Origin of the sequence: Streptomyces sp. NPDC086023 (assembly GCF_044540325.1) — a bacterium.
GTDB lineage: Bacteria > Actinomycetota > Actinomycetes > Streptomycetales > Streptomycetaceae > Streptomyces.
The window spans coordinates 80,493-104,831 of record NZ_JBITRX010000023.1; the positions used below are offsets into that span (position 1 = coordinate 80,493).

General features: G+C 73.8%; 18 protein-coding genes and 1 pseudogene. 6 read left to right on the plus strand and 13 right to left on the minus strand.

Annotated features, from left to right (window positions below):
- Positions 1 to 66 precede the first annotated feature (66 nt).
- Positions 67 to 1,719, minus strand: coding sequence for a CTP synthase (locus ACIF6F_RS32210; RefSeq protein ID WP_399955124.1), 1,653 nt, complete (start codon positions 1,717 to 1,719; stop codon positions 67 to 69).
- A gap of 467 nt (positions 1,720 to 2,186) precedes the next feature.
- Between ACIF6F_RS32210 and ACIF6F_RS32215 the strand changes: the two genes are divergently transcribed.
- Both ACIF6F_RS32215 and ACIF6F_RS32220 read left to right on the plus strand, forming a co-directional pair.
- Positions 2,187 to 3,995, plus strand: coding sequence for a glycoside hydrolase family 15 protein (locus tag ACIF6F_RS32215; RefSeq protein WP_399955183.1), 1,809 nt, complete (start codon positions 2,187 to 2,189; stop codon positions 3,993 to 3,995).
- Between the two features lie 193 nt (positions 3,996 to 4,188).
- A complete protein-coding gene (locus ACIF6F_RS32220) occupies positions 4,189 to 5,571 on the plus strand; it encodes an FAD-binding oxidoreductase (RefSeq protein WP_399955127.1) in 1,383 nt (460 codons plus the stop codon).
- A 10-nt stretch (positions 5,572 to 5,581) separates the two neighbouring features.
- Here ACIF6F_RS32220 and ACIF6F_RS32225 read toward each other — a convergent pair whose 3' ends face one another.
- Complete coding sequence (locus ACIF6F_RS32225; protein WP_399955130.1) at positions 5,582 to 7,216, minus strand: flavin monoamine oxidase family protein; 1,635 nt, start codon at positions 7,214 to 7,216, stop codon at positions 5,582 to 5,584.
- A gap of 11 nt (positions 7,217 to 7,227) precedes the next feature.
- Positions 7,228 to 8,784: an APC family permease gene (locus ACIF6F_RS32230; protein WP_399955133.1), complete on the minus strand. Its 1,557-nt coding sequence runs from the start codon at positions 8,782 to 8,784 to the stop codon at positions 7,228 to 7,230.
- Positions 8,785 to 8,979: 195 nt separating this feature from the next.
- On the opposite strand from ACIF6F_RS32230, the gene ACIF6F_RS32235 reads away from it, so the two are divergent.
- Positions 8,980 to 10,593, plus strand: coding sequence for a PucR family transcriptional regulator (locus ACIF6F_RS32235; protein ID WP_399955136.1), 1,614 nt, complete (start codon positions 8,980 to 8,982; stop codon positions 10,591 to 10,593).
- 752 nt (positions 10,594 to 11,345) lie between these two features.
- Here ACIF6F_RS32235 and ACIF6F_RS32240 read toward each other — a convergent pair.
- The 5 genes from ACIF6F_RS32240 to ACIF6F_RS32260 form a co-directional block, all read right to left on the minus strand.
- Positions 11,346 to 12,446: a glycosyltransferase family 4 protein gene (locus tag ACIF6F_RS32240; protein WP_399955139.1), complete on the minus strand. Its 1,101-nt coding sequence runs from the start codon at positions 12,444 to 12,446 to the stop codon at positions 11,346 to 11,348.
- 424 nt (positions 12,447 to 12,870) lie between these two features.
- Positions 12,871 to 14,628: a DNA repair protein RecN gene (gene recN / locus ACIF6F_RS32245; RefSeq protein ID WP_399955143.1), complete on the minus strand. Its 1,758-nt coding sequence runs from the start codon at positions 14,626 to 14,628 to the stop codon at positions 12,871 to 12,873.
- Between the two features lie 122 nt (positions 14,629 to 14,750).
- Positions 14,751 to 15,656, minus strand: coding sequence for an NAD kinase (locus tag ACIF6F_RS32250; protein WP_399955146.1), 906 nt, complete (start codon positions 15,654 to 15,656; stop codon positions 14,751 to 14,753).
- A complete protein-coding gene (locus ACIF6F_RS32255) occupies positions 15,653 to 16,468 on the minus strand; it encodes a TlyA family RNA methyltransferase (protein WP_399955149.1) in 816 nt (271 codons plus the stop codon). The genes ACIF6F_RS32250 and ACIF6F_RS32255 overlap by 4 nt, the downstream gene beginning before the upstream one ends.
- Before the next feature lie 7 nt (positions 16,469 to 16,475).
- The gene (locus ACIF6F_RS32260) at positions 16,476 to 16,835 is read right to left on the minus strand and encodes a hypothetical protein (RefSeq protein WP_399955151.1); all 360 of its coding nucleotides are present in this window, start codon (positions 16,833 to 16,835) and stop codon (positions 16,476 to 16,478) included.
- A 193-nt stretch (positions 16,836 to 17,028) separates the two neighbouring features.
- Between ACIF6F_RS32260 and ACIF6F_RS32265 the strand changes: the two genes are divergently transcribed.
- Positions 17,029 to 17,376: an SCP2 sterol-binding domain-containing protein gene (locus ACIF6F_RS32265; RefSeq protein ID WP_399955154.1), complete on the plus strand. Its 348-nt coding sequence runs from the start codon at positions 17,029 to 17,031 to the stop codon at positions 17,374 to 17,376.
- Between the two features lie 222 nt (positions 17,377 to 17,598).
- Here the strand turns inward: ACIF6F_RS32265 and ACIF6F_RS32270 are convergent, their stop codons facing one another.
- The 4 genes from ACIF6F_RS32270 to ACIF6F_RS32285 form a co-directional block, all read right to left on the minus strand.
- A complete protein-coding gene (locus ACIF6F_RS32270; RefSeq protein WP_399955157.1) occupies positions 17,599 to 18,420 on the minus strand; it encodes an ABC transporter ATP-binding protein in 822 nt (273 codons plus the stop codon).
- Positions 18,421 to 18,425: 5 nt separating this feature from the next.
- Positions 18,426 to 19,487 (minus strand): FecCD family ABC transporter permease, encoded by a 1,062-nt coding sequence (locus tag ACIF6F_RS32275; RefSeq protein WP_399955160.1) that lies wholly within the window; start codon positions 19,485 to 19,487, stop codon positions 18,426 to 18,428.
- Positions 19,484 to 20,533 (minus strand): FecCD family ABC transporter permease, encoded by a 1,050-nt coding sequence (locus ACIF6F_RS32280; RefSeq protein ID WP_399955163.1) that lies wholly within the window; start codon positions 20,531 to 20,533, stop codon positions 19,484 to 19,486. Before ACIF6F_RS32280 ends, ACIF6F_RS32275 begins: the two co-directional genes overlap by 4 nt.
- A gap of 74 nt (positions 20,534 to 20,607) precedes the next feature.
- Positions 20,608 to 21,651 carry an HAD hydrolase-like protein gene (locus ACIF6F_RS32285; RefSeq protein ID WP_399955165.1) on the minus strand — a complete coding sequence of 348 codons (1,044 nt, stop codon included), beginning with the start codon at positions 21,649 to 21,651 and terminating at the stop codon, positions 20,608 to 20,610.
- Positions 21,652 to 21,736: 85 nt separating this feature from the next.
- Here ACIF6F_RS32285 and ACIF6F_RS32290 point away from each other — a divergent pair, with 85 nt between their 5' ends.
- Entirely contained in the window at positions 21,737 to 23,008 is a 1,272-nt protein-coding gene (locus ACIF6F_RS32290; RefSeq protein WP_399955168.1) for a DUF1015 domain-containing protein, read from the plus strand.
- A 76-nt stretch (positions 23,009 to 23,084) separates the two neighbouring features.
- On the opposite strand, the gene ACIF6F_RS32295 is transcribed toward ACIF6F_RS32290, so the two are convergent.
- Positions 23,085 to 23,981, minus strand: a complete 897-nt coding sequence (locus ACIF6F_RS32295; RefSeq protein ID WP_399955171.1) for a hypothetical protein — start codon at positions 23,979 to 23,981, stop codon at positions 23,085 to 23,087.
- Between ACIF6F_RS32295 and ACIF6F_RS32300 the strand changes: the two are divergent.
- A pseudogene (locus ACIF6F_RS32300) lies at positions 23,922 to 24,339 on the plus strand (hypothetical protein); the annotation flags it as partial. The gene ACIF6F_RS32295 and the pseudogene ACIF6F_RS32300 sit on opposite strands and share 60 nt — an antisense overlap.

Genomic DNA, 24,339 nt, shown 5'->3' on the forward strand with positions numbered 1-24,339 from the left:
GGAAGCGGAAAACCGGGGCACGGCCGTCCGTACCCCGGTTTCCCACCGTATAGCCGGTGGCGCTGCCTACCGGGCCGCGGCCTGCCGCTCGACGGCCGCCTTCACCAGGCCCGCGAAGAGCGGGTGCGGGCGGGTCGGGCGGGAGCGCAGCTCCGGGTGCGCCTGGGTGGCGACCAGGTAGGGGTGCACCTCGCGCGGGTACTCGACGTACTCGACCAGCTTGTTGTCCGGGGAGGTGCCGGAGAACAGGATGCCGGCCTTCTTCTCCAGCTCGGAGCGGTACGCATTGTTCACCTCGTAGCGGTGACGGTGGCGCTCCTCGACGTACTCCTTGCCGTCGTACACCTCGCGCACGATGGAGCCCTCGGCGAGCTTGGCCGGGTACATGCCCAGGCGCATCGTTCCGCCAAGGTCGCCCGCGCCCTCGACGAAGGCCAGCTGCTCCTCCATGGTCGAGATGACGGGGTGCGCGGTGGAGGCGTCGAACTCGGTGGAGTTGGCGTCCTCGATGCCGGCCAGGTTGCGGGCGGCCTCGATGACCACGCACTGGAGGCCCAGGCAGAGGCCGAGCAGCGGGATCCTGTTCTCGCGGGCGTAGGTGATGGCGCCGACCTTGCCGTTGACGCCGCGGTCGCCGAAGCCGCCGGGGACGCAGATCGCGTCGACGTCGGAGAGCTGCTTGGCGGCACCGGCGGCCGTCTTGCAGTCGTCCGAGGTGACCCACTTGATCTTGACGCGGGCCCGGTTGGCGAAGCCGCCGGCGCGCAGCGCCTCGGTCACCGACAGGTAGGCGTCGGGCAGGTCGATGTACTTGCCGACGAGCGCGACGGTGACCTCGTGGTCGGGGTTGTGGACCCGGTCCAGCAGGTCCTCCCAGACGGTCCAGTCCACGTCGCGGAACGGGAGGTCGAGCTTGCGCACGACGTACGCGTCCAGGCCCTCGGTGTGCAGGACCTTCGGGATGTCGTAGATCGACTTCGCGTCGATGGCGGCGACCACCGCGGCCTCGTCCACGTCGCACATCAGCGAGATCTTGCGCTTGATGGAGGTGGGGACGTCGCGGTCGGCGCGCAGCACGATCGCGTCGGGCTGGATGCCGATGTTGCGCAGCGCGGCGACGGAGTGCTGGGTGGGCTTGGTCTTCAGCTCACCGGAGGGGCCGATATAGGGCAGCAGCGAGATGTGGACCACGAAGACGTTGTCGCGGCCGACCTCGTGGCGGACCTGGCGGACGGTCTCCAGGAACGGCAGCGACTCGATGTCGCCGACGGTGCCGCCGACCTCGGTGATGACGACGTCGACGTCCTCGGTGGCCATGCGGCGGATGCGGTGCTTGATCTCGTTGGTGATGTGCGGGATGACCTGCACGGTGTCACCGAGGTACTCGCCGCGCCGCTCCTTGGCGATGACCTGCGAGTAGACCTGGCCGGTGGTGACGTTGGCCGAGCCGTCGAGGTCGACGTCGAGGAAGCGCTCGTAGTGGCCGATGTCCAGGTCGGTCTCGGCGCCGTCGTTGGTGACGAACACCTCGCCGTGCTGGAACGGGTTCATCGTGCCCGGGTCGACGTTGAGGTAGGGGTCGAGCTTCTGCATGGTGACCCGCAGGCCCCGCGCCTTGAGCAGGGCACCCAGGCTGGAGGCCGTCAGGCCCTTGCCGAGGGACGAAGCGACACCTCCGGTGACGAAGATGTGCTTGGTCGTCATGGATTTGGGCGGCATCGCCAAGAGGGGGCTCCCGTGGTCGCGAAGTGAGGTGCGTCCGGCCACTTCTCCCGTTTCCGGGGGTGCCGAAGCTGCGGTTTCGGGGCCCCTGATTCGCACAGGCGGACTCCCGGTCCACGGGGTACCAGCCTATCAGCGACCGGCGGGGTCCGCTTCCGGCCACACGGCCGAAAGCCGTCCGGCGGGCCTCCGGGCGGGGCGGCCGGAGGCCCGTACGGGGGTCGCGGGCCCGCTGCACAGGCCGGTCCCGGCAGCCCCACCGGCATCACCCGTTCGGCCGAACCGCGTTGTCAGCCGACTCCAGGAGATCACTAGGGTGCCGTCGTATCCTGCTCGGATATCCCTGACGAGCGGGACCGGCAATCGGCAACACCCCGTCCGTTCCGGCAAGCTTGAACTCGTCAACGACCCTAGACCGCGAAGCGAACGCCCCGCCGGGGGCGGGCGTGGCCGTTCGACTGGAGATCCACGTGTCCGGGCGCATCGAGGATTACGCACTCATCGGAGACATGCAGACCGCCGCTCTCGTCTGCCGGGACGGCTCGGTCGACTGGCTGTGTCTGCCACGTTTCGACTCGCACGCCATCTTCGCCGCGCTCCTGGGGACCGAGGACCACGGGTTCTGGCGGCTGGGCCCCGCGTTCAACGGCGACACCCCGCCCCGTGCCGACCGGCGCCGCTACCGCGGCGACTCCCTGGTCCTCGAATCCGAGTGGGACACCCCCCGCGGCACCGTCCGCGTGATCGACTTCATGCCGCCCCGCGAGGACCACGCCCCCCAGCTGGTGCGGATCGTCGAGGGCGTCAGCGGCCGGGTGCCGGTACGCTCCGCCCTGCGCATGCGGTTCAGCTACGGCCGGATCGTGCCCTGGGTGCACCGGGTGGACGGCCGTACGGTCGGCGTGGCCGGCCCCGACTCGGTCTGGCTGGACGCCGACGTCCCGACGTACGGCAAGGACCTCACCACCTACGCCGACTTCACCGTGGCGCCGGGCGACCGGATCGCCTTCGCCCTCAGCTGGCAGCCCTCCCACCGGGAGCCGCCGGCCCTGCCGGAGGCGGAGGGGGCCCTGGAGGCCACCACCGAGTTCTGGCGCGAGTGGGTCGAGCACTGTACGTACCACGGGCCCTACCGCGAGGCCGTGGTCCGCTCCCTGATTACCCTCAAGGCCCTCACGTACGCCCCCACCGGCGGCATCGTCGCCGCGCCGACCACCTCCCTGCCGGAGGAGATCGGCGGCGTCCGGAACTGGGACTACCGCTACACCTGGCTCCGGGACGCGGCGATCACCCTCTCCTCGCTGCTGCGCACCGGCTACCGCGAGGAGGCCCGCGCCTGGCGCGAGTGGCTGCTGCGCGCGGTCGCCGGCGACCCCGAGAACCTCCAGATCATGTACGGCATCGCGGGCGAGCGGGAGCTGGGCGAGACCGAACTGGACTGGCTGCCCGGGTACGAGGACTCGCGTCCGGTCCGGGTCGGCAACGGCGCCGCCCACCAGCTCCAGCTCGACGTCTACGGCGAGGTCACCGAGGCCCTGCACCTGGGCCACATGACCGGTCTCGCCCGCAACGACTACGCCTCGCTGCTCCAGCTGAAGCTGATCCGCTACCTGGAGACGCACTGGGACCAGCCGGACGAGGGCATCTGGGAGGTCCGCGGCCCGCGCCGCCACTTCGTGCACTCCAAGGTGATGGCCTGGGTGGCCGTCGACCGCACGATCAAGCTCATCGAGTCCGGGGACGCGGACGGCCCGCTGGAGCGCTGGCGCGAGCTGCGCGACGAGATCCACCGGGACGTCTGCGAGAAGGGCTACGACAAGGAGCGCAACACCTTCACCCAGTCCTACGGCTCGAAGGAGCTGGACGCCTCGCTGCTGCTGATCCCGCAGATGGGCTTCCTGCCGCCCGACGACAAGCGCGTCATCGGCACCATCGAGGCGATCCAGCGGGAGCTGTCCACGTCCGACGGGTTCATCCTGCGCTACCCGACGGCCGGCGACGAGGCCGGCGTCGACGGCCTGGAGGGCGACGAGGGGGCCTTCCTGGCGTGCTCGTTCTGGATGGCGGACGACCTGGCGATGATCGGCCGGGTGGACGAGGCACGCCGGCTGTTCGAGCGGCTGCTGTCCCTCCGCAACGACCTCGGGCTGCTGGCCGAGGAGTGGGACCCGCGGCTGAAGCGGCAGGTGGGGAACTTCCCGCAGGCCTTCAGCCACGTCCCGCTGATCGACACGGCGCTGCGGCTGACGGCGTCCGGCGCGTACGGGGCCTGAGCGGGCGGCGGCCCGGAGGGTGATGCGGCCGGGCCGGAGCGGGCAGCGGCCCGGAGGGTGATGCGGCCGGGCCGGAGCGGGCAGCGGCCCGGCGCGTGATGCGGCCGACGCGGGCCGCGGCCCGGCGCGCCCGGTCCGCCGTACCCGCCTAGCCTGGAAGGGTCCCTCCCCCCGAAGCCGGAAGGGGACTGCGATGGATCCCCACTCCAAGGCGGCCACGGCGCTCACCGAGCTCCGCGAGGACCTGACCGGTGAGGTCTTCGCCCCGGACGACCCGGGCTACGACGAGGCGCGGACCGTCTTCAACGCGATGGTCGACCGGCGGCCCGCCGTCATCGCCCAGTGCGAGACCACCGACGACGTGGTCCGGGCGGTCCGGTTCGCCCGGGACCTGGACCTGAAGATCGCGGTCCGGGGCGGCGGCCACAGCGTGGCCGGCTCGGGCCTCGGCGACGGCGCGCTGGTGGTCGACATGCGCCGGATGCACGGGGTGACGGTCCATCCGGCCGCCAAGGCGGCCCGGCTGGAGGGCGGCGCCACCATGAGCCACCTGGACCGGGCCTGCGAGCCGTACGGGCTGGCCACGCCGGGCGGCCGGGCCTCCACCACCGGTGTGGGCGGCTTCGTCCTCGGCGGCGGCGACGGCTGGCTGTCGCGGGCCTTCGGCCTGGCGTCGGACAACCTGCTGGGCGTGGAGCTGGTGACCGCGGACGGCCGGCGGGTGGAGGCCACCGCGGAGGAGAACCCGGAGCTGTTCTGGGCGCTGCACGGCGGCGGCGGGAACTTCGGCATCGCGACGGCCCTGACGCTGCGTCTGCACGAGCTGCCGGCCATGTCGATCGCGATGACGCTGGGCCTGCCGGAGTACGGGCCCCAGGTGACCGCCACCTACCGCGACGTCATCGAGTCGGGGCCGGACGAGGCGGCGGGCGGCGCGATCTACCTGACCGGGCCGCCCGAGGAGTTCATCCCGGAGCACCTGGTCGGACAGCGGCTGTGCGGCGCGCTGCTGACGTACGCCGGTCCCGAGGAGGGGCTGCGGAAGCTGGCCGAGCCGCTGCTGGCGATCCCGCACGAGGTGGAGATCGTCACGCAGCTCCCCTACGCGGAGCTGCAGTGCATGCTCGACGACCCGCCGGGGATGCGGAACTACTGGTCGGCGGAGTACCTGACGGGGGTTCCGGACGCCTTCGTGGACGCCTTCTGCGCCCTGGGCGAGTCGATGCCGGTGCCGGCCCCCACCCAGCACGTGGTGTGGCCGCAGGGCGGCGCCATCGCGGCGGGTGCGGGCGACTGGCCGCTGGCCCACCGGGACGCCGCGTGGGCGGTGCACCCCTTCGCGCTGTGGGAGGACCCGGCGGAGGACGAGCGGTTCCGGTCGTGGGTGAAGGACGTGCGCGCCGGTGTGGCCCCGTGGAGCACCGGCGCGACGTACCTCAACTTCATCGGCGACGAGGGCGCGGACCGGGTGGCCGCGGGCCTGGGCGCCGAGAACATGCGGCGGCTGGCCGCGGTGAAGCGGGAGTACGACCCGGACAACGTCTTCCGCTTCAACCACAACATCCGGCCGGCCTGAGCCGCCGCGCTCAGCTGAGGGCGGCGATCACCTCCCGCGCCGCCCGCTCGCCCTCGGTGGCGCCGCCCTCCATGAAGCCCTGGAAGTCGTAGCTGCAGTGCTCGCCGCCGATGTGGACGTTGCCCTGCGCGGTGCCCTCGTACTTGGCGTACCGGTGCAGGTAGCCCACGGGCCAGTACGAGTAGGCGCCGAGGGCCCAGGGGTTCTCGTGCCAGGCGGACAGCTGGGCCCGGCCGTTCCAGACCGCCTTGGTGCCGGGGAAGAAGGCGTCGATGCCGGTGAGCATGCGGGAGGCGAGGGAGCGTACGTAGGGGTCGGACTCGGTGCTGAAGGGGCCTGCCGGGTCGAGGTTCCTGGCGAGGGTGCCGCCGCCGTACTGGATGAGGATGCCGCCGGTGCCCGGCTGGACCTTGGTGGTGTCCCAGGTCTGCTGGACCTCTGAGTCGGTGAAGCAGTCGCCGGCGGAGACGCCGGGCCAGGCGCCGGTGCCGCGCCAGGGGCGGGCGGTGAACTGCATGTTGAGCTTGGTGCAGTGGCCCATCCGGGCGTCCCTGAGCAGGTTACGCATGAGCGGGTCGAAGCCGGCCTGCGAGGTGTCGATGCGCTGGAGCACGGGCAGCGGCACGCACAGGATCGTGTGGTCGGCGGTGACGGTGCGGGTGGCACCGGAGTCGTTGAAGGTGAGGGTCTGGGTGCCGTCGGCGTTGGCGCGTACGGCGGTCAGCTCGCGGCCCATGACGATCGAACCGGCGGGCAGGGCGGCGGCGATGGCGTTCGGGAGCCGGTCGTTGCCGCCGGTGATGTGGTAGCGCTCGTTGGACAGGCCCCAGATGTTGAAGTTGCCCGGATTGGTCTGGTAGCCCATCAGCAGGACCAGGGCGAGGGCGGACTGGTCGACGGTGTCGGCGCCGTACTCGACGTTGTAGGCGACGTCGATGAACCGGCCGAGGCGTGAGGTGTGCCCGCCGGGGACGCGGGTCTCGATCCACTCGTAGAGGGACATGTTGTCGAGCGCGGTGCCGGTGGGGGTGGTGGTGTTCCAGGCGACCTCGCCCGACTCGGAGAGGTCGCGGCGGAGCTGCTGGTAGACGGCGTTGAAGTCCTCGTCGGCCTGTTCGCGCGGGTAGTAGGCGCCCTGGAACCAGAGCACCTCCTCGGCGCCGTTGGGGCCGCCGCCGAGGAAGTCCTCGGTCGGCAGGTCGAAGCGGCGGCAGAGTTCCAGGATCTTCTTGTGGCTGGTGTCGATCAGCTCGCCGCCGATCTCGGAGGTCTGCCCGTACGCCCAGTGCGTGCGCTGGGTCCACATGCGGCCGCCGACCCGGCCGGGGTTGGCCTCGTAGACGGTGGCGGCGATGCCGGCGTCCTTGAGGGTGAGGGCGGCGGTGAGTCCCGAGATGCCGGCGCCGATGACCGCGACGCGGGCGGGCTGGGGCCTCTTGCCGTCGGGGGCGGGGACGGCGGCGCGGGCCGGGGCGGTGGCGGCGCCGGCGGCGAGTGCGGTGCCGAGGCCGAGGGCCGCGGCGCGTTCCAGCAGGGTGCGGCGGCTGAGGCCGCGTACCTCGGCGACGGGCATGCGCAGCCGGCGGGCGGCGGCGTGCTCGTGGGCGAGTCGGGTGAGCGCGTGCATCAGGGGCGTACGGGCCATGGCGGCGGCTCCTAGACGTTCGCGGGGGACGGGGACAGGTCGGTGGTGCCGTCGGTGCCGCCGGTGCCGTCGTCGTCCGCGCGCTCCGCGGAGTCCTCCAGGACGATCCGGCCGATGATCTCGTAGCGCTCGGGGGCCCTGGCCTTGAGGTAGAGGCCGAGGCCGAGGCCGCCGAAGAAGACGGCGCCGACGATCCACGGGATGAGCTTGAAGAAGAGCGAGTCGGCGGCGGCGCCGGCCGCGGTCTCCATGTTGATCACGAGCAGGACCACGACGGCCGTCATGCCGATGCCGCCGAGGAGCGGGGCGGTGAAGGTCCTGAACCAGTGCCGGTCCTCGGGGTGGTTGTGCCGGAAGTAGCCGATGACCGCGAAGGAGCAGAGGGTCTGGACGATCAGGATGGCCATCGTGCCGAGGATCGCGAGCAGGGTGTACAGGTGCAGGTACGGGTCCTGGTCGGTGAGCCAGAACAGGGCGACCAGGCCGGTGGCGACGACCGTCTGGACGACGGAGGAGACGTACGGGGAGCCGTGCCGCTCGTGCGTGCGGCCCAGCGCCGGGTGGAGGAAGCCCTCGCGGCCGATGGCGTAGAGGTAGCGGGCGGCGCACTGGTGGAAGGCCATGCCGCAGGCGAAGGAGCCGGTGAGCAGCAGCCACTGGAAGGCGTCGACGGCCCAGGCGCCGATGAAGGACTGGGTGGGGGCGAAGAACAGGTCGAGCGGGCTGGCGGAGGAGGACAGCTTGACGGACTCGGCCAGGCCGTTGCCCGCGATGGTCATCCAGGAGACGTAGATGTAGAAGAGGCCGACGCCGACGACGGAGATGAGGGTGGCCTTGGGGATGACCCGCTTGGGGTCGCGGGACTCCTCGCCGTACATGGCGGTGGACTCGAAGCCGACCCAGGACCAGAAGGCGAAGAACAGGCCGAGTCCGGCGGAGGTTCCGGTGAAGGCGTTGGCGGGGTTGACCGGCTCGACGGGGATGCCGTCGGGGCCGCCGCCGGCGATGAGCACTGCGGTGGCGACGGCGAAGAGGACCGCGATCTCGGCGATCAGCATCACGCCGAGCGCCTTGGCCGTGAGGTTGATGTCGAAGTGGGCCAGGACGGCGGTCACGGCGAGCATGGCGGCCGCGTAGAGGATCCAGGGCAGGTCGACGCCGAGCTGGTCCTTGACGGTGGTCTGGGCGAAGTAGGAGAAGACGCCGACGATCGAGGCCTCGAAGACGATGTAGGCGAGGACGGCGAGCATGCCGGAGGCCATGCCGGCGATCCGGCCGAGGCCGTGGGAGATGTAGCCGTAGAAGGCGCCGGCGGCGGTGATGCGCTTGGCCATGGCGACGTAGCCGACCGCGAAGACGGTCAGGACGACGGTGGCGAAGAGGTAGCCGGCCGGGGCGCCGGTGCCGTTGCCGAAGCCGACGGCGATCGGCAGGTTTCCGGTCATGGCGGTGATGGGGGCGGCGGTGGCGACGGCCATGAAGACGACGCCGACCAGGCCGACGGAGTTCGCCTTGAGGCGGTGGACCTCGCCGGTGGTTCGGGTGGTGCCGGTGGAACTGTTGGACATGGTCGTCCTCTTCCGGTTCTGCGTGCCCGACGTGAGGCGGCCACTCTGGTGCCGCGTGACGTAGACCACAATCGGCACGCAGTCTGATAATCGCCTTTCCTGTCCGACGAGTTGTCGGGCCATGGGGGCGCAAGAGGCCGTCCGTAACCTTCAAGTGATGTTCATGGAACACGGCGCCGGGTAGCGTCCGGCGATATGGACAACCAGGGCGGAATCACTGTTCAGCGGGCGCTGGAACTGCCGGGACTGCGCAGCGGACTGCCGGAGGTCGTGGCCGGTGCGGACCGGCTCGGCCGCACCGTGCGCTGGGTGCACGCGGGCGAGGTCCCGAACATCGCCTCGCTGCTCAAGGGCGGTGAGCTGCTGCTGACCACGGGCCTCGGGCTCGGCACCCGCCCCGCCGAGCAGCGGGCCTTCGTACGCCGGCTCGCCGACCGGGGCATCGCCGCCCTGGTGGTGGAGCTGGGCCCGCGTTTCAGCCGGCTGCCGGCAACGCTCGTGGAGACGGCCCGCGCGGCCGGCCTGCCCCTGGTCCAGCTGCACCGCGAGGTCCCCTTCGTCGCGGTCACCGAAGAGGTCCACACCGAGATCGTCAACGGGCACTACGCCCTGCTCCAGCGTGCCGAGGAGGTCCACCGGCGCTGTACGGAGGCGCTGCTGGGCGGCGGCGGGATCCCCCAGGTGCTGCGCATCCTGGCCGACTTCACCGCCAACCCGGTGTTCCTGGAGACCCCGGACGGCCAGCTGCTGTACGCCGCCGGGAGCTCGTCCGGCGAGGCGGGCGCCGACCCGCTGCAGGTGTGGGAGGGGCTGCGCGGCCAGCGCGAGGAGGCCCCGCCGGCGAACAGCGTGCTGGTCGACGTGCCCGGCGGCGGCCACGGCACCTCCTCGGTGCGGGCCCGGCTGGTGCTGCTGGGCGTGGCCGCCCCGCTGCTGCCGGTGCACCGGATGGCCGCGGAGCGCACGGCCGGGGTGCTGGCCGTGGTCCTGATGCAGGCCCGGCAGGAGGAGGAACTGGCCGCGCGCGGCCGCGGCGACTTCCTGACGGACCTCGCCGAGGGCCGCATCTCCGCCGAGGACGCCCCGGCGCAGGCCCGGGTGCTGGGCTTCAAGCCGGGCTCGGGGCCGCTGCTGCCCGTCGTCATGCGGCTGGGCTCGGACCTGGGCCCGTCCGGCAACTGGGCGGTCCTGGCCCGGGCCGTACTGGAGGAGCTGTCGGCGGTCGGCGTCCCGGTGCTGCTGGGCGTCCGCCCGGTGGAAGGCCGGGTCCCGCTGCTGCTGGCGCTCCGCACGGACACCGAACGCACCGCCGTCGCCGACCGGGTGGCGGCGGCGCTGCGGGCGGGCGTGGAACGGGCGGGACTGGACCGTGCCGGCTCGGCGCCGGTGGTCGTGGTGGGCGTCGCGGGCGGCTGGGCCGCGGCCTCCTCGGGCCTGCGGCACGCCGCCGAGACGGCCACCGCGGCCCAGGGCCTGCCGGCCCGCCCCTGGTACGACGCCCGGCGCCTGGACATCGACCTGCTGCTGTGGCGGCTGCGGGACCACCCGGACCTCGCGGCCTTCGTGGACCGCGCGATCGGCGCCCTGCGCACGCACGACACCACCTCGCGGCCCCCGCTGCTGCCGACGCTGGAGACGTACCTCGCCCACGCGGGCCGCAAGGCGGAGACCGCACGCGAACTCCACCTGAACCGCCAGACCCTGTACAACCGGCTGGCCCGCATCTCGGAGCTCCTGGGCACGGACCTGGACGACCCGGAAACGGTCCTGTCCCTGAGCCTGGCGCTGCGGGCCCGCCGCCACCTCTAGCCTCCGGCGGCACCGGCCCACTCCTCCTCCCGTGCCGGCGCGTCTCCCGTATCGGGCGCGGCTCCTCCCGCACGGGGCGCGACTCGGCCGCCGGATACGCCCCGTGGCCGGGCACGGCTCCCGTGCCGGTCCTGGCTCCTCCCGTGCCGGGCACGGCTCGGCTGCCGGGTACCGGTCCGTCGCCGGGTGCGGCTCGGAAGCCGAGTGCCGGTCCCGTGCCGGGTGCGGGGTTGTGCGTGGTGCGGGCCGTTGCCGCTGCGCGGAGCCTGTTCCCCACCCCGCCCTCCCCCAGACTTCGTCCGGGGGGACCCCCATCCCGAACTGGGGGCTCTGCCCCCCCCCCGCAACGGGTCCGGGCGAAGCCCGGGAAACGGAGAAAGGGCGGGTTGGGGGCACCTCCCAGCGGTAGCTGGGGGAGGGACCAGCCCCGCAGGGCAACGACCCGCACCCGACACGGCACCCGCACCGCGCACCCGCAACGCGACGCCACCCGGCAAAAAACCGGCACCCCGACACACGGCCCCCGCCATCGGCACGGCACCGGCACCGCCCCTGCACGGGACCGACACCCGACAACGGCCCGGCACCCGGCACAGAACCGGCACCGCACCCGGCCCGGCGGCACCGCACCCGGCACAGGACCGGCACGGCGCCGCACCGTACCCGGCACAGGACCGGCACGGCGCCGCACCGCACCGCACCTGGCACAGGACCGGCACCGGCACCGCACCCGGGACGGGACCGGCACCGGACTAGCGCGCCCGTTCCATCAGCTCGTCGTAGACGGCCAGGACCTGCGCCACCGTGTCGTCCTCAGACGGCCACGTCCCGGCCTGGCGGAGCCCAGCGGCAGCCAGCCCGGCCCGTCGCGGGGCGTCGTCCAGCAGTCCGGCCACCGCCCCCGCGAAGGCCCCCGCATCGCCGTACGGCACCAGCACCGCCGCCTCCCCCACCAGCTCCGGCACCCCGCCCACCGCCGTGGCCACCAGCGGCACCCCGGCCCGCAGCGCCTCCTGCGCCAGCAGCGACCGCGCCTCCCACCGGCTCGGCAGCACCGCCACGTCCGCGGCCGCCAGCAGCTCCGCCACGTCGGGGCGCCGACCCAGCAGCCGGACCGGCAGCCCCTCGGTCTCGATGCGCCGGGCGAGCACTGCCCGCTGCGGCCCCTCCCCCGCGATCACCAGCAGCGGTACGGGATCCAGCGCGCGCCACTCGCGGGCCGCGTCCAGCAGCATGTGGTACCCCCGGTGCGGCACCAGCGACCCCACCGCGATCAGCAAGGGCCGCTCCACGACCCCCAGTTCGGCCCGCACCTTGCCCGCGTCCGGCGCGTCCGGGGCCTGCCGCGCGGCCGGCACGGTCACCGGTGCCAGCCGGGCGTCGCGCGCCCCGCGCCGCCGTGCCTGGTCCACCTGCGCCGAGGACGCCCCCAGCACCACCGCGGCCGCCCGCGCCACCCGCCGCTCCAGCAGCCGCGTCAGCTGTCCCAGCGGCCCCTCGCCCGAGGGCCCCGACGGCCAGGTCACCACGAGCGGCACCCGCTGCCCGCGCAGCGCCAGCGCCGCCCGCATCCCGGCGTGCAGCCCGTGCGCGTGGACGATGTCCGCACCGGTGCAGGCGGCGCGCAGGGCCGTCACCGCGGCCGGGGCGAACCGCGCGCCCGCGCCCGTGAAGTCGTACTCCCCCTCGGTCTCGACGGGCGCACACACCGTCACCCGCACCCCGCGCGCGGCGAGACCGGCGGCGAGCGACCGGACGTGCGCGCTGCTCCCCGCGCCGCCGCCGCCCAGCACTTGGACGGTGCGGAGCGGGGTGCGCCCGTACGGCGTGACCGGGACCGGGGTACTGCTCACGTGGCCGGGGCTCCTGTAACGAGAGGGGCGGCGGCACGCGTACCCGCGTACCGCCGCCCAGGATGCCAGTACGCGCCCGTCTTCCGGGACCTTCCTCGGGTGGATCCCGTGTGAGGAAACGTCAGCACCTCCGCGGTATCACCCACATGGGCGACCAAACCGGTCGTCCTCGCCCACAACCGGACGGAACCGGAAGCGGACCACCCGGACGACGGGGGGGCCGGACCGCCCAACGGCCCGACCCCCCGTAAACCCGTCACCCGTGCGTCAGCCCCTCAGCCGTACGCAAGCCCGTAGGCCGTACGCAAACCCGTGAGCCGTACGCAGGCCGCAGGCCGCAGGCCGCAGGCCGTACGCAAACCCATCGGCCATACGCAGGCGCATCAAGGCGGCCCTCAACCACGTGCCGGCCGCCCGCAAGCGGTCAGCCGTCCGCCCGTGCCGCCGCCAGGAGTTCCTCCGCGTGCGCCCGGGCCGTCTCCGAGTCCTCCTGGCCGGCCAGCATCCGGGACAGCTCCCGCACCCGGTCCTCGCCCTCCAGGACGGTCACGCCGGACCGCGTCACGGAGCCGTCGTTGGTCTTCTCGACCAGCAGCTGCCGGTCCGCGAAGGCCGCCACCTGCGGCAGGTGCGTGACCACGACCACCTGGGCCGACTTGGCCAGCTTCGCCAGCCGCCGGCCGACCTCGACGGCCGCCTTGCCGCCGACGCCCGCGTCGACCTCGTCGAAGAGGTACGTCGGCACCGGGTCCGACCCGGCGAAGACCACCTCCACGGCCAGCATCACGCGTGACAGCTCACCGCCCGACGCGCCCTTGGCGATCGGCCGCGGCTGCGCGCCCGGGTGCGGGGCCAGCAGCAGCTCCACCTCGTCCGCGCCCGCGGGGCCGTACAGCACCGCGCGCCCGCCGACCTCGACCCCGTCGCCCGACGGGTCCTCGGTCTGCCGGATGTCGATGGTCACCCGCGCGTGCGGCATCGCCAGGGAGGCCAGCTCCTCGGTCACGGCCGCGGCGAACCGCTCCGCCGCCTCCGCCCGGGCGTCGGTCAACGCCTGTGCCAGGCCGGACAGTTCGGACCGCAGCCCGTCCCGCTCCGCGGTCAGCTCGTCGATCCGCTCGTCGTCCCCGTCCAGCTCCGTCAGCCGTGCGGCGCTCCGCTCGGCCCAGGCCAGGACCTCGGCCACACTGCCCTCGGACCCCCCGTACTTCCGGGTGAGCTGAGTGAGGGCGGCCCGCCGCTCCTCCACCGCGGCCAGCCGCAGCGGATCGGCGTCGAGATCGTCGGCGTACCCCGCGAGTTCCCCCGCGACGTCCGCCATGAGGATGCCGATCTCCCCGATGCGCTCGGCCAGCCCGGCGAGCGCCGGGTCGTGGGACCGTACGGCCTCCACCGCCCGGTGCGCACCCGCGACCAGCGTGTTCGCGTCGACCCCCTCGGGGTCCTCGGGGTTGCCCGCGAGAGCCGCGTGGGCCAGCGCGGCGGCCGAGGCCAGGGACTCGGCGTGGCCGAGCCGCTCCGCCTCCGCGGCGAGCTCCACGTCCTCGCCGGCCGCCGGCTCGACGGCCGCGACCTCGTCCAGGCCGAAGCGCAGCAGGTCCGCCTCCTGGGCCCGCTCCCGGGCCCGGGTGGTCAGCTCCTCCAGTTCGGCCGCCACCGCCCTCAGCCTGCGGTAGGCGGCGGTGTACTTCTCCAGGGGGACGGCCACCGCGTCACCGGCGTACCGGTCCAGCGCCTGCCGCTGCCGCGCGGGCCGCAGCAGGCCCTGCTGGTCCGTCTGCCCGTGTACGGCGACCAGGTCGTCGGCCAGCTCGCCGAGCAGCCCCACGGGCACCGCACGGCCGCCGAGGTGGGCGCGCGAACGCCCCTCGGCGGAGACGGTGCGGCTGATCAGCAGCGCCCCGTCGTCCAGCTCGGCCCCGGCCTCCTCGGCCCGTACGGCGGCGGCCGCGTCCGGCGCCAGGGTGATCCTGCCCTCGACGACGGCGGCCTTGGCGCCGATCCGTACGAGGGCCGGGTCGGCACGCCCGCCGAGCAGCAGCCCGAGGCTCGTGACGACCATCGTCTTGCCCGCGCCGGTCTCGCCGGTCACCGCGGTGAATCCGGGCGAGAGCTCGACCACCGCGTCGTCGATGACCCCGAGGGCCCGTATCCGCATCTCTTCCAGCACGGACCCGACCATACCGAGGTTTCGGCCGCCCGATGCCACACCCCGGTCCACGGGGCCGGTCTCGCTCCCCGAACGGCGTCCGTACGCGTGTTCGTACCCGAATCCAGGCAGGAGACGGGCCGGGCCGGGGGGCGTCAGTGCGGGGCGCCCCGCCAGCCGGACACGGGCAGGGCGAACTTCGCGACCAGGCGGTCCGTGAAGACGGCGTGGTGCAGCCGCGCCAGCCGGACCGGCACCGCACCGCGCCGGACCTCCACGCGGGCACCCGCGGGCAGCTCCAGCGTGCGGCGGCCGTCACACCAGAGCACCCCGTGCGGGGTGCCGGTCTGGACCTCGACGGCCAGCACCGAGTCCGGCGAGGTGACCAGCGGCTTCGCGAACAGCGCGTGGGCGCTGATGGGCACCATCAGCAGGGCCTCGACCTCCGGCCAGACCACCGGGCCGCCCGCGGAGAACGCGTACGCGGTGGAGCCGGTCGGGGTGGCGCAGACCACTCCGTCGCAGCCGAAGCCGGAGACGGGCCGGCCGTCCACCTCGATGACGACTTCCAGTATCCGTTCGGGCGACACCTTCTGGACCGCCGCCTCGTTCAGCGCCCAGTCGGTGTGGACCACGTCTCCGTTGGTGCGGACGGTCACGTCGAGGGTCATCCGCTCCTCGACCTCGTACTCGCGGGTGACGACCCGGTCGACGACCTTGTCCAGGTCGTCGCGCTCGGCCTCGGCGAGGAAGCCGACGCGGCCCAGGTTGACGCCGAGCATCGGCACCCCGGAGCCGCGGGCGAACTCGGCACCCCGCAGCAGGGTGCCGTCGCCGCCGAGGACGACGAGCAGCTCGCAGCCGTCGAGCCCGTCCGGGGTGTGCTCGGCGACGAGTTCCACCTCGGGCGGGAGCGGGAGGTCCGCGGCCTCATGCTCGAACACCCGTACGCCGAGACCGCATCGCAGCAGTCCCTGGACCACCAGGGAGGCGCTGCGCACGGCGGCCGGACGGCCGGTGTGCGCGATCAGAAAGACGGTCCGTCCCACAGAAGTCGTCACCGCGGCCCCTCCGCCACTGCACGGTCAACATCCGCCGGGTCGAGTGCCGGTGCCCCCGCCCGCAGCCACAAGAAGTACTCGACGTTACCCGACGGCCCGGGCAGCGGACTCGCCGTCACCCCCAGGACGCCCAGGCCGAGTTCGCCGGCCTGCCGGGCGACCTCGCGGACGGCCTCGGCGCGCAGCTCGGGGCTGCGGACCACGCCGCCGCTGCCCAGGCGCTCCTTGCCGACCTCGAACTGGGGCTTGACCATCAGCACCAGGTCGGCGTCGGGCGCGGTGCAGCGCACGAGGGCGGGCAGGACCAGGCCAATGGAGATGAAGGACAGGTCGCCGACGACGAGGTCGGCGGGAATGCCGTCGATCTGTTCGAGGGTCATCTCGCGCACGTTCGTGCGGTCCTTGACGGTGACCCGGTCGTCGCTCTGGAGGGACCAGGCGAGCTGGCCGTAGCCGACGTCCACGGCGACGACGTGCGCGGCGCCCGCGCGGAGCAGGACGTCGGTGAAGCCACCGGTGGAGGCGCCCGCGTCCAGGGCCCGGCGGCCCTCGACCTTCAGCCCCTGGGGGACGAAGGCGGCGAAGGCCCCGGCGAGCTTGTGGCCGCCGCGGGAGACGTAGTCGGGGTCGCTGTCGTCCTTCAGGACGACCAGCGCCGCGGCCGTCTCCACCTGGGTGGCGGCCTTGGTCGCGGTGGTGCCGCCGACGGTGACGCGGCCGGCGGCGATCAGCTGGGCGGCGTGCTCGCGCGAGCGGGCCAGCTTGCGGCGTACCAGTTCGGCGTCCAGGCGGCGGCGTGCCACTCCTGCCACGTTCGGTTCAGCTCCTGTGTTCGTACGGTCCTGGGGCGGGGTGCGTCGCGTCGAGCGCGGTCAGCGCGTCGCGCAGCTCCCTGTGCACATCCTCGTACACCGCGACGTGGCCCTCCGCCGGGAGGTGGTCTGCATCGGCCAGCCGGTCCAGGGCCGCGTCCACCTCGGGACGGCCCGTAGGGGTGCGCTCCACCCCGAGCGGCGCGGGGCCGGCGGGGTCCGGCACGACGTCCTCGGCCCCGGCGGCAACGGCCCCGGCGGACACGGGGTCGGCCCCGGCGGGCACGGGCACGGCGGGCCCGGTCGGCGGCACGGCGGGCCCGGGTGCGGCGGACGGCGCCTCCGGCTCCGGACGGTACTCGGTCATACCCCGACGCTACCCCGAAGCGGCTCCTCCCCGGTGCACCGCTGCGTCACACCGGTCGCACCGGTCGCACCGGGCACACCAGGCCCCACCAGCGCCCGACCCGGAGCGCACCCCCATGCCATTGCACCGTGACACGTCACCGTGCACGGTCACCGGTCACGCGGTACCGCCCTGCGGTACGGTCGTCAGCACGATGGCGACGATCGAGGAGTGCCGCACGGCACTGGACCAGCTCTCCGACAACCTGGCGCGGGCAGACAAGGACGTGCGCGGCGCGGCCGCGCTGGACCGGTCGCTCAGCTGCCACATCACCGACCTCGACACCACCTTCACCGGGCGGCTCGAGAACGGCCGGATCCGGGTGGTCGGCACCGAGCCCGGCCGCCCGCACGAGCGGGCGGAGATCCGGCTGGCGATGACCGGCGACGACCTCGTCGCCATGGTCGACGGCCGGCTGAACTTCGCGGCAGCCTGGGCCTCCGGCCGGGTCCGGCTGGAGGCGGGCTTCCGCGACCTGCTGCGCCTGCGCTCCCTCCTCTGAGGCGCGCCGCGCGCCCGCCCCGCCGAGACGCGCCGCACCGCCCACTCCCGAGCGCCGCTAGGGGGTGTTGCGAAAGTCCTGTGTGGTGCCCGCGGTGTCCGGTGCGTGCTCTCGGCGTGCCGGACGAAGACCCTCGTACTGGGCGTACTCGGGGCTTTGGCCGGTGCGGCGAGAGTGCGTGCCGGGCGCCGTGGGCGCCGTGCGGGACTTTCGCAACACCCCCTAGACCGCCGCCGGCTTCGTCCGGGCGGAGCGCGCGGCCGGGATCACCAGCGGGGTGCCCGTCTCCGGGTCGTCGATGATCTGGCAGCGCAGCCCGAAGACCTCCGCCACCAGTTCCGCCGTGACGATGTCCGCCGGCGCGCCCTCGGCGACGACCCGGCCGTCCCGCATGGCGATCAGGTGGGTGGCGTACCGGGCCGCGTGGTTCAGGTCGTGCAGGACCGCGACCAGCGTCCGGCCCCGCGTCTCGTGCAGCTCCGCGCACAGGTCGAGCACGTCGATCTGGTGCTGGATGTCGAGGTAGGTGGTGGGCTCGTCGAGGAGCAGCAACGGGGTCTCCTGCGCCAGGGCCATCGCGATCCACACGCGCTGCCGCTGGCCGCCGGAGAGTTCGTCCACGCCCCGGTCGGCCAGCTCGGCCACCCCGGTCGAGGCCATCGACTCCTGGACGATCCGCTCGTCCTCGGCCGACCACTGCCGCAGCAGCCCCTGGTGCGGGTAGCGGCCGCGGGCCACCAGGTCGGCGACGCGGATGCCGTCCGGGGCGATGGACGACTGCGGCAGCAGCCCCAGGGTCCTGGCCACCTTCTTGGCGGGCATCGACGCGATGGCCTGCCCGTCCAGCAGCACCCGGCCGGCGCTGGGCTTCAGCATCCGCGACAGGGCGCGCAGGAGCGTGGACTTGCCGCAGGCATTGGGGCCGACGATGACGGTGAAGGAGTTGTCGGGGATCTCCACCGACAGGTTCTCGGCGATGACCCGCTGGTCGTAGCCGAGGGTGACGTTCTCGGCGGTCAGCCGCTGCACTTGGGTGCTCCTCATCTCGATCAGATCCGCCCGGCCTTGCGCTCGGCGACCAGCAGCCACAGCAGGTACACGCCGCCGACCAGGCCGGTGACGACGCCCACCGGCAGCTGGTCCGTCCCGAAGGCCCGCTGCGAGGCCCAGTCCGAGACGATCAGCAGCACCGCGCCCATCCACGCGGCGGACAGCAGGTTGGCCCCCGGCGAGCGGGTCAGCCGCCGGGCGAGCTGCGGGGCGGCCAGGGCGACGAAGGCGATGGGTCCGGCGGCGGCGCTGGCGGCGGTGGTCAGCAGGACGGCGGCCAGCATCAGCAGCATCCGGGTGCGCTCGACCCGTACGCCGAGCGCGTACGCGGCGTCGTCGCCCATCTCCATCACCCGCACCGCCCGGCTCTGGCCGAGGACCAGCGGGAACAGCACCGCGCAGACCGCCAGCAGCGGCCACACCTGGGCCCAGTCCCGGCCGGCGAGCGATCCGGTCAGCCAGACCATGGCCCGCGTGGCGTCGACCATCTGGGCCTTGGTCAGCAGGTAGTTGACGGCGGCCACCAGCATCGCGTCCACGCCGATGCCGACCAGCACCAGCCGGTATCCGTGGATCCCGCGCTTCCACGCCAGCAGGTAGACGGCCGCGCCGGTGAGCACCCCGCCCACCAGGGCACCGCCGGCGACCGCGGTGGCGGCGCCCTGGAAGAGGACGATGACCACGAGGGCGCCGACGGCCGAGCCGAAGCCGAAGCCGAGCACGTCGGGCGAGCCGAGCGGGTTGCGCGTGACGGACTGGAAGATCGCGCCGGCCATCCCGAGCGAGGCGCCGACCAGCAGGGCGACCAGCACCCGCGGCAGCCGCAGGTCGTTCACGATGAACTCGTCGGCGGGCACGCCGTCGCCGAGCAGGGTGCGTACGACGTCCAGCGGGGCGATGGGGTAGTCGCCGGTACCGATCAGCACGACGGCCGCGGCCAGCGCCACGAGGGCGAGGACGGTGCCGGCGGCCAGGGCGCGCGGCTCGACCCGCAGGGAGATCCCGCCGGGGGCGCGCAGCACACGGGTCGCGGGGTTCTTGCCCCGCCGGGTCACGCTCACAGCTGCGCCATCCTCCGGCGTCGCACGAGAAAGATGAAGACGGGGCCGCCGATCAGCGCGGTGACGATGCCGACCTGGAGTTCCGCCGGACGGGTGACGATCCGGCCGACCACGTCGGCGCCGAGCAGCAGCACGGGCGACAGGACCGCGGAGTACGCGAGGATCCACCGCATGTCGGGCCCGGTGATGACCCGGGCCAGGTGCGGGATCATCAGCCCGACGAAGACGATCGGCCCGCAGGCGGCGGTGGCCGCGCCGCAGAGCAGGGTGATGGCCGCCATGGCGATGACACGGGTGCGGGTGAGGTGTGCGCCCAGCGCCTTCGCGGTGTCGTCGCCCATGGCCATGGCGTTGAGCGGGCGGCCCAGGGTGAGCGCCAGCAGTGCGCCGACCGCGATGAACGGCAGCACCTGCCGCACGGTCTCCATGTTGGCGGAGGTCAGCGAGCCGACCGTCCAGAACCGCAGCCGGTCCAGCGCCTTGCTGTCCATGAGGACGACGGCGTTGATGTAGCCGACGAGGGCGGCGCTGGCAGCGGTGCCCGCCAGCGCGAGCCGTACGGGCGTGGCGCTGCGGCTGCCGCCGAGTACGTACACCAGAACCGACACCGAGGCGGCGCCCGCGAACGCGTACCAGACGAACTCGGAGAGCGTGGACGCGCCGAGGAAGCTGACCGCGGAGACCACCGCGGCAGCCGCGCCCGCGTTGACGCCGAGGATGCCCGGCTCGGCGAGCGGGTTGCGGGTGAGTGCCTGCATCACCGCGCCGGCGAGTCCGAGTGCGAGCCCCACGAGCAGTCCCAGCACGGTGCGCGGCACGCGGGTGTCGCGCACCACGACGTCCGCCACGGTGCCGGAGTAGTGGAAGAGGCCGTGCCAGACCTGGTCCAGGGGGATCGGCTTGGACCCGACGGCGATGCTCGCCGTCACGACGAGCACGAGCACGACCGACGCGGCGGCCAGGCCCGTGACGCGCACGGCCTGCCGCGAGCGCGGCGCGGGCGCGCCGGGCGGCGCGCTCTGTTCGGGAGGACTCTCAACCAACACGCGAGTTAGGTTAGCCTACCCTGCGATCATCGCAGGATTCCCGGTCGAGGACCCCGCCGCCGCCCGACCGGTCCTCACAGCCCGAGCCGCGACAGCGCCTTCCCGGCGTCCAGCGCGCACGCGCCCTCCCCGGCATGCGTCCAGGCCGCCGCGCACAGCGCCCGCAGCCCGTCCAGCGGGTCGCCCTCCCCGGCCCCGCCGTCCGCCTCCAGCGCGAGTACGCCGTCCCGCGCGGCCGCCGTCCAGCCCCCGCAGACGAAGCCGTCGCCGGCCGGCGCGACCTCCGGCTGCCCGGTGAGCAGCCCCCGCAGGTCGGCCGCCACGTACGTCGGCCGGTACCGCGGCTCCGCGGCCAGCAGCCCGGCCGCGTCCGTGACGCCGGTCAGCACCAGCAGCGAGTCGACCCCGCCGTTGTGGGCGCCCTCGATGTCGGTGTCGAGCCGGTCCCCGACGACCAGCGGGCGCTCGGCCCCGGTCCGCAGAATCGTCTCGCGGTGCATCGGCGTCAGCGGCTTGCCCGCCACCTGCGGCTCCGCACCCGTCGCGATGCGCACCACCTCGACGGCGGCCCCGTTGCCCGGAGCGATGCCCCGGCCGCTCGGGATGGTCAGGTCGGTGTTGGACGCGAACCAGGGCACGCCCCGCGCGATCGCGTACGAGGCCTCCGCGAACCGCCCCCACGCCAGGTCCGGGCCTCCGTACCCCTGCACCACGGCCGCCGGGTCGTCCTCGGCGGACTCCACGGGTACGAGCCCCCGCTCGCGCAGCGCGACGCGGAGCCCCTCCCCCCCGACCACCAGCACCCGCGACCCCACGGGCACCTGCTCCGCGATCAGCCGGGCCACCGCCTGCGCCGAGGTGATCACGTCGGCCGCGGCCGCCGGGACGCCCAGCTCGGTGAGGTGTGCGGCGACGGCGTCCGGGGTGCGCAGCGCGTTGTTCGTGACGTACGCGAGGTGCATGCCGTCGGCCCGGGCGGTGCCCAGCGAGTCCACGGCGTGCACGATCGCCTCGCCGCCCGCGTACACCACCCCGTCGAGGTCCAGCAGGGCGGTGTCGTACGCCCGGTGCAGGCTCCGCGCGCTGCCCGCGGGCCTGGTCCTGGTCACCCGAGTCATCCTGTCCGCTCCTCGTACGATTCGGCTGTTCCGGTAGCTCTCCCCCGATCATCCCGCATCGTTGCGGCGCACTTACCATGCATCAATGACCACATCTGGGCCCGCCGGGCAGGGACTGCGCCTGATCCCCTTCCACGGACTGCGTTACGTCCCCGAGCGGGTCGGCAGCCTCGCGGCCGTCACCTCTCCCCCGTACGACGTGGTGGTGCGCCCGGACGGCCTGAACCACCTGGAGTCGGCCGACCCGCACAACATCGTGCGGCTGATCCTCCCGCAGGCCGCCACCCCCGACGCCCGCAACGAGCAGGCCGCCCGCACCCTGGCGGACTGGCTGGCGGAGGGCGTCCTGCACGCCGACCCCGAGCCGGCCCTCTACGTGTACGAGCAGCGCCGGGACGGCCTGGTGCAGCGCGGTGTCATCGGCGCCCTGGCCCTCTCCCCCGCCGAGGCGGGCATCGTCCTGCCGCACGAGGACGTGATGCCGCACGTGGTCACGGACCGGGCGGGGCTGATGCGCGCCACGTCGGCGAACCTGGAGCCGCTGCTGCTGACGTACCCGGGCGAGGGCGCGCACACGGGCGCGGCCGCGGTCATCGAGGCGGTCGCGGACCGGGAGCCGCTGCTCTCGACGACCACCGAGGACGGCTTCCACCACCGGCTGTGGGCCGTGACGGACCCGGCCGAGCTGGCGGCCGTCACCGGGGACCTGGCCCACCGCCAGGCCCTGATCGCGGACGGGCACCACCGCTGGGCGACGTACCTTCGCCTGCAGTCCGAGCAGACCGGTCCCAGCCCCTGGGACTACGGTCTGGTCCTGCTGGTGGACACGACGCAGTACCCGCTCCAGGTCCGCGCGATCCACCGGATGCTGCGCCGGCTGCCGGTGGCGGACGCGCTGGCGGCGCTGGCCGGCTCGTTCCGGGTCCAGCAGGTGGAGGGGCCGCTCGAAACGGCGATGACCGCCCTCGCCGGAGCCGCGGCCGGCGGGAACGCCTTCCTGGTCACCGGCGACGGCACCTTCCACCTGGTCACCGACCCGGACCCGGCACTGATCGAGCGCACGGTGCGCACCGACCGCCCCGAGGCCTGGCGGCGCCTGGACGCCACGGTCCTGCACGCGACGCTGCTGGACCACCTGTGGCACGTGCCGGACGAGCCGGAGCACATCGCGTACATCCACGACACGGCGGCGACGGTGGAGATGGCCGAGCGCAACGGCGGCACCGCGGTCCTGATGCACCCGGTCCGCGAGGAGGTCGTGCGGGACCTGGCGCGGCAGGGCGTGACGATGCCCCGCAAGTCCACGTCGTTCGGCCCGAAGCCGGCGACCGGCCTGGTGCTGCGCGCCCTGGACTGAGCGGCCCGGGAAACGCCGAAGGGCGGCACCCCGGTGGGGGTGCCGCCCTTCGTCAGTCGCTGTGCGGCGGCGGCCGTCAGGCCTTGTCGCCGGCGTCGGAGGCCGGGTCCTCGTCGAAGGACTCGTACTCGTCGTCGTCCTCGTCGTAGTACTCGGTCACGTCGCCCGCGGCCTCGGCGCGCCGGACCTCCTCGGGGTCCTGGTCGTCGTCGGCCTCGTCCTCGTCCTCGTCGTCCGCGTCCTCGTCAGAGGCGTGGAGCGCCTCGTCCTCGTCGTCGGACTCGTCGGCCATGGCGTCGGTGAACTCGATGCCGTCGAGCTCGGCGAGCCGGTCGGAGGCGTCGGTGGTGCCGTCCTTGTCGGCCTCGGCGGCCTTGGCGAACCAGTCGCGCGCCTCGTCCTCGCGCTCGGCGGCCAGCAGCGCGTCGGCGTAGGCGTAGCGCAGGCGGGCGGTCCAGGGCTGCACGGAGTTGGAGGCCAGCTCCGGGCTCTGCAGGGTGACGATGGCGGCGTCGAGCTGCCCCATGTCGCGCCGGGCCCCGGCGGCGACCAGGCGCATCTCGACCTGGCCGGCCTTGTCGAGCTTCTGCACCTCGGGCTCGCCGGCCATCGCGAGGGCGCGCTCCGGACGGCCGAGCCCGCGCTCGCAGTCGGCCATGACGGGCCACAGCTCGACGGAGCCGGTCATCCGGCGGGCGGCGCGGAACTCGGCGAGGGCCTCGCTGTACTTCTGCGTGGCGTACGCGGCGAAGCCGGCGGCCTCACGGACGGCGGCGACGCGGGAGGCCAGACGCAGGGCGATGCGGGAGTACGCGTACGCCTGCTCGGGGTCCTCGTCGATCAGGCGCGCGACCATGACCAGGTTCCGGGCCACGTCCTCGGCCAGGGTCTTGGGCAGGCTGAGCAGCTCCTGGTGGACGTCGTCGTCGATCTCGTTGCCGGTGACGTCCTCGTCGATGGGCAGGCGCTTCACCGGCTCGCGGTCACGGTCGCGGAAGCCACCGCGCTCGTCGTCCCGACGGCCGTAGCCGCCACGGTCGCCACCCCGGTCGTCGCGGCCACGGTAACCACCGCGGTCGCCGCCACGGCCGCGATCGTCACGACGGTCGCCACCGCGGTCGTCCCGACGGTCGTCGCGGCGGAAGCCGCCGCGCTCGTCGTCCCGACGCGGGGCACGGTCGTCACGACGGAAGCCACCACCCTGCGGACGGTCATCGCGCCGGCCGTAGCCGCCACGGTCGCCACCGCGGTCGTCCCGACGGTCGTCGCGGCGGAAGCCGCCGCGCTCGTCGTCCCGACGCGGGGCACGGTCGTCACGACGGAAGCCACCG

Excerpts from the sequence above, each read along its gene's own strand:
- ACIF6F_RS32210 (WP_399955124.1), bottom strand. The coding sequence starts at position 1,719 with ATGCCGCCCAAATCCATGACGACCAAGCACATCTTCGTCACCGGAGGT.
- ACIF6F_RS32220 (WP_399955127.1), top strand. The coding sequence starts at position 4,189 with ATGGATCCCCACTCCAAGGCGGCCACGGCGCTCACCGAGCTCCGCGAG.
- ACIF6F_RS32225 (WP_399955130.1), bottom strand. The coding sequence starts at position 7,216 with ATGGCCCGTACGCCCCTGATGCACGCGCTCACCCGACTCGCCCACGAG.
- ACIF6F_RS32230 (WP_399955133.1), bottom strand. The coding sequence starts at position 8,784 with ATGTCCAACAGTTCCACCGGCACCACCCGAACCACCGGCGAGGTCCAC.
- ACIF6F_RS32235 (WP_399955136.1), top strand. The coding sequence starts at position 8,980 with ATGGACAACCAGGGCGGAATCACTGTTCAGCGGGCGCTGGAACTGCCG.
- recN (WP_399955143.1), bottom strand. The coding sequence starts at position 14,628 with ATGGTCGGGTCCGTGCTGGAAGAGATGCGGATACGGGCCCTCGGGGTC.
- ACIF6F_RS32260 (WP_399955151.1), bottom strand. The coding sequence starts at position 16,835 with ATGACCGAGTACCGTCCGGAGCCGGAGGCGCCGTCCGCCGCACCCGGG.
- ACIF6F_RS32265 (WP_399955154.1), top strand. The coding sequence starts at position 17,029 with ATGGCGACGATCGAGGAGTGCCGCACGGCACTGGACCAGCTCTCCGAC.
- ACIF6F_RS32270 (WP_399955157.1), bottom strand. The coding sequence starts at position 18,420 with ATGAGGAGCACCCAAGTGCAGCGGCTGACCGCCGAGAACGTCACCCTC.
- ACIF6F_RS32285 (WP_399955165.1), bottom strand. The coding sequence starts at position 21,651 with ATGACTCGGGTGACCAGGACCAGGCCCGCGGGCAGCGCGCGGAGCCTG.
- ACIF6F_RS32290 (WP_399955168.1), top strand. The coding sequence starts at position 21,737 with ATGACCACATCTGGGCCCGCCGGGCAGGGACTGCGCCTGATCCCCTTC.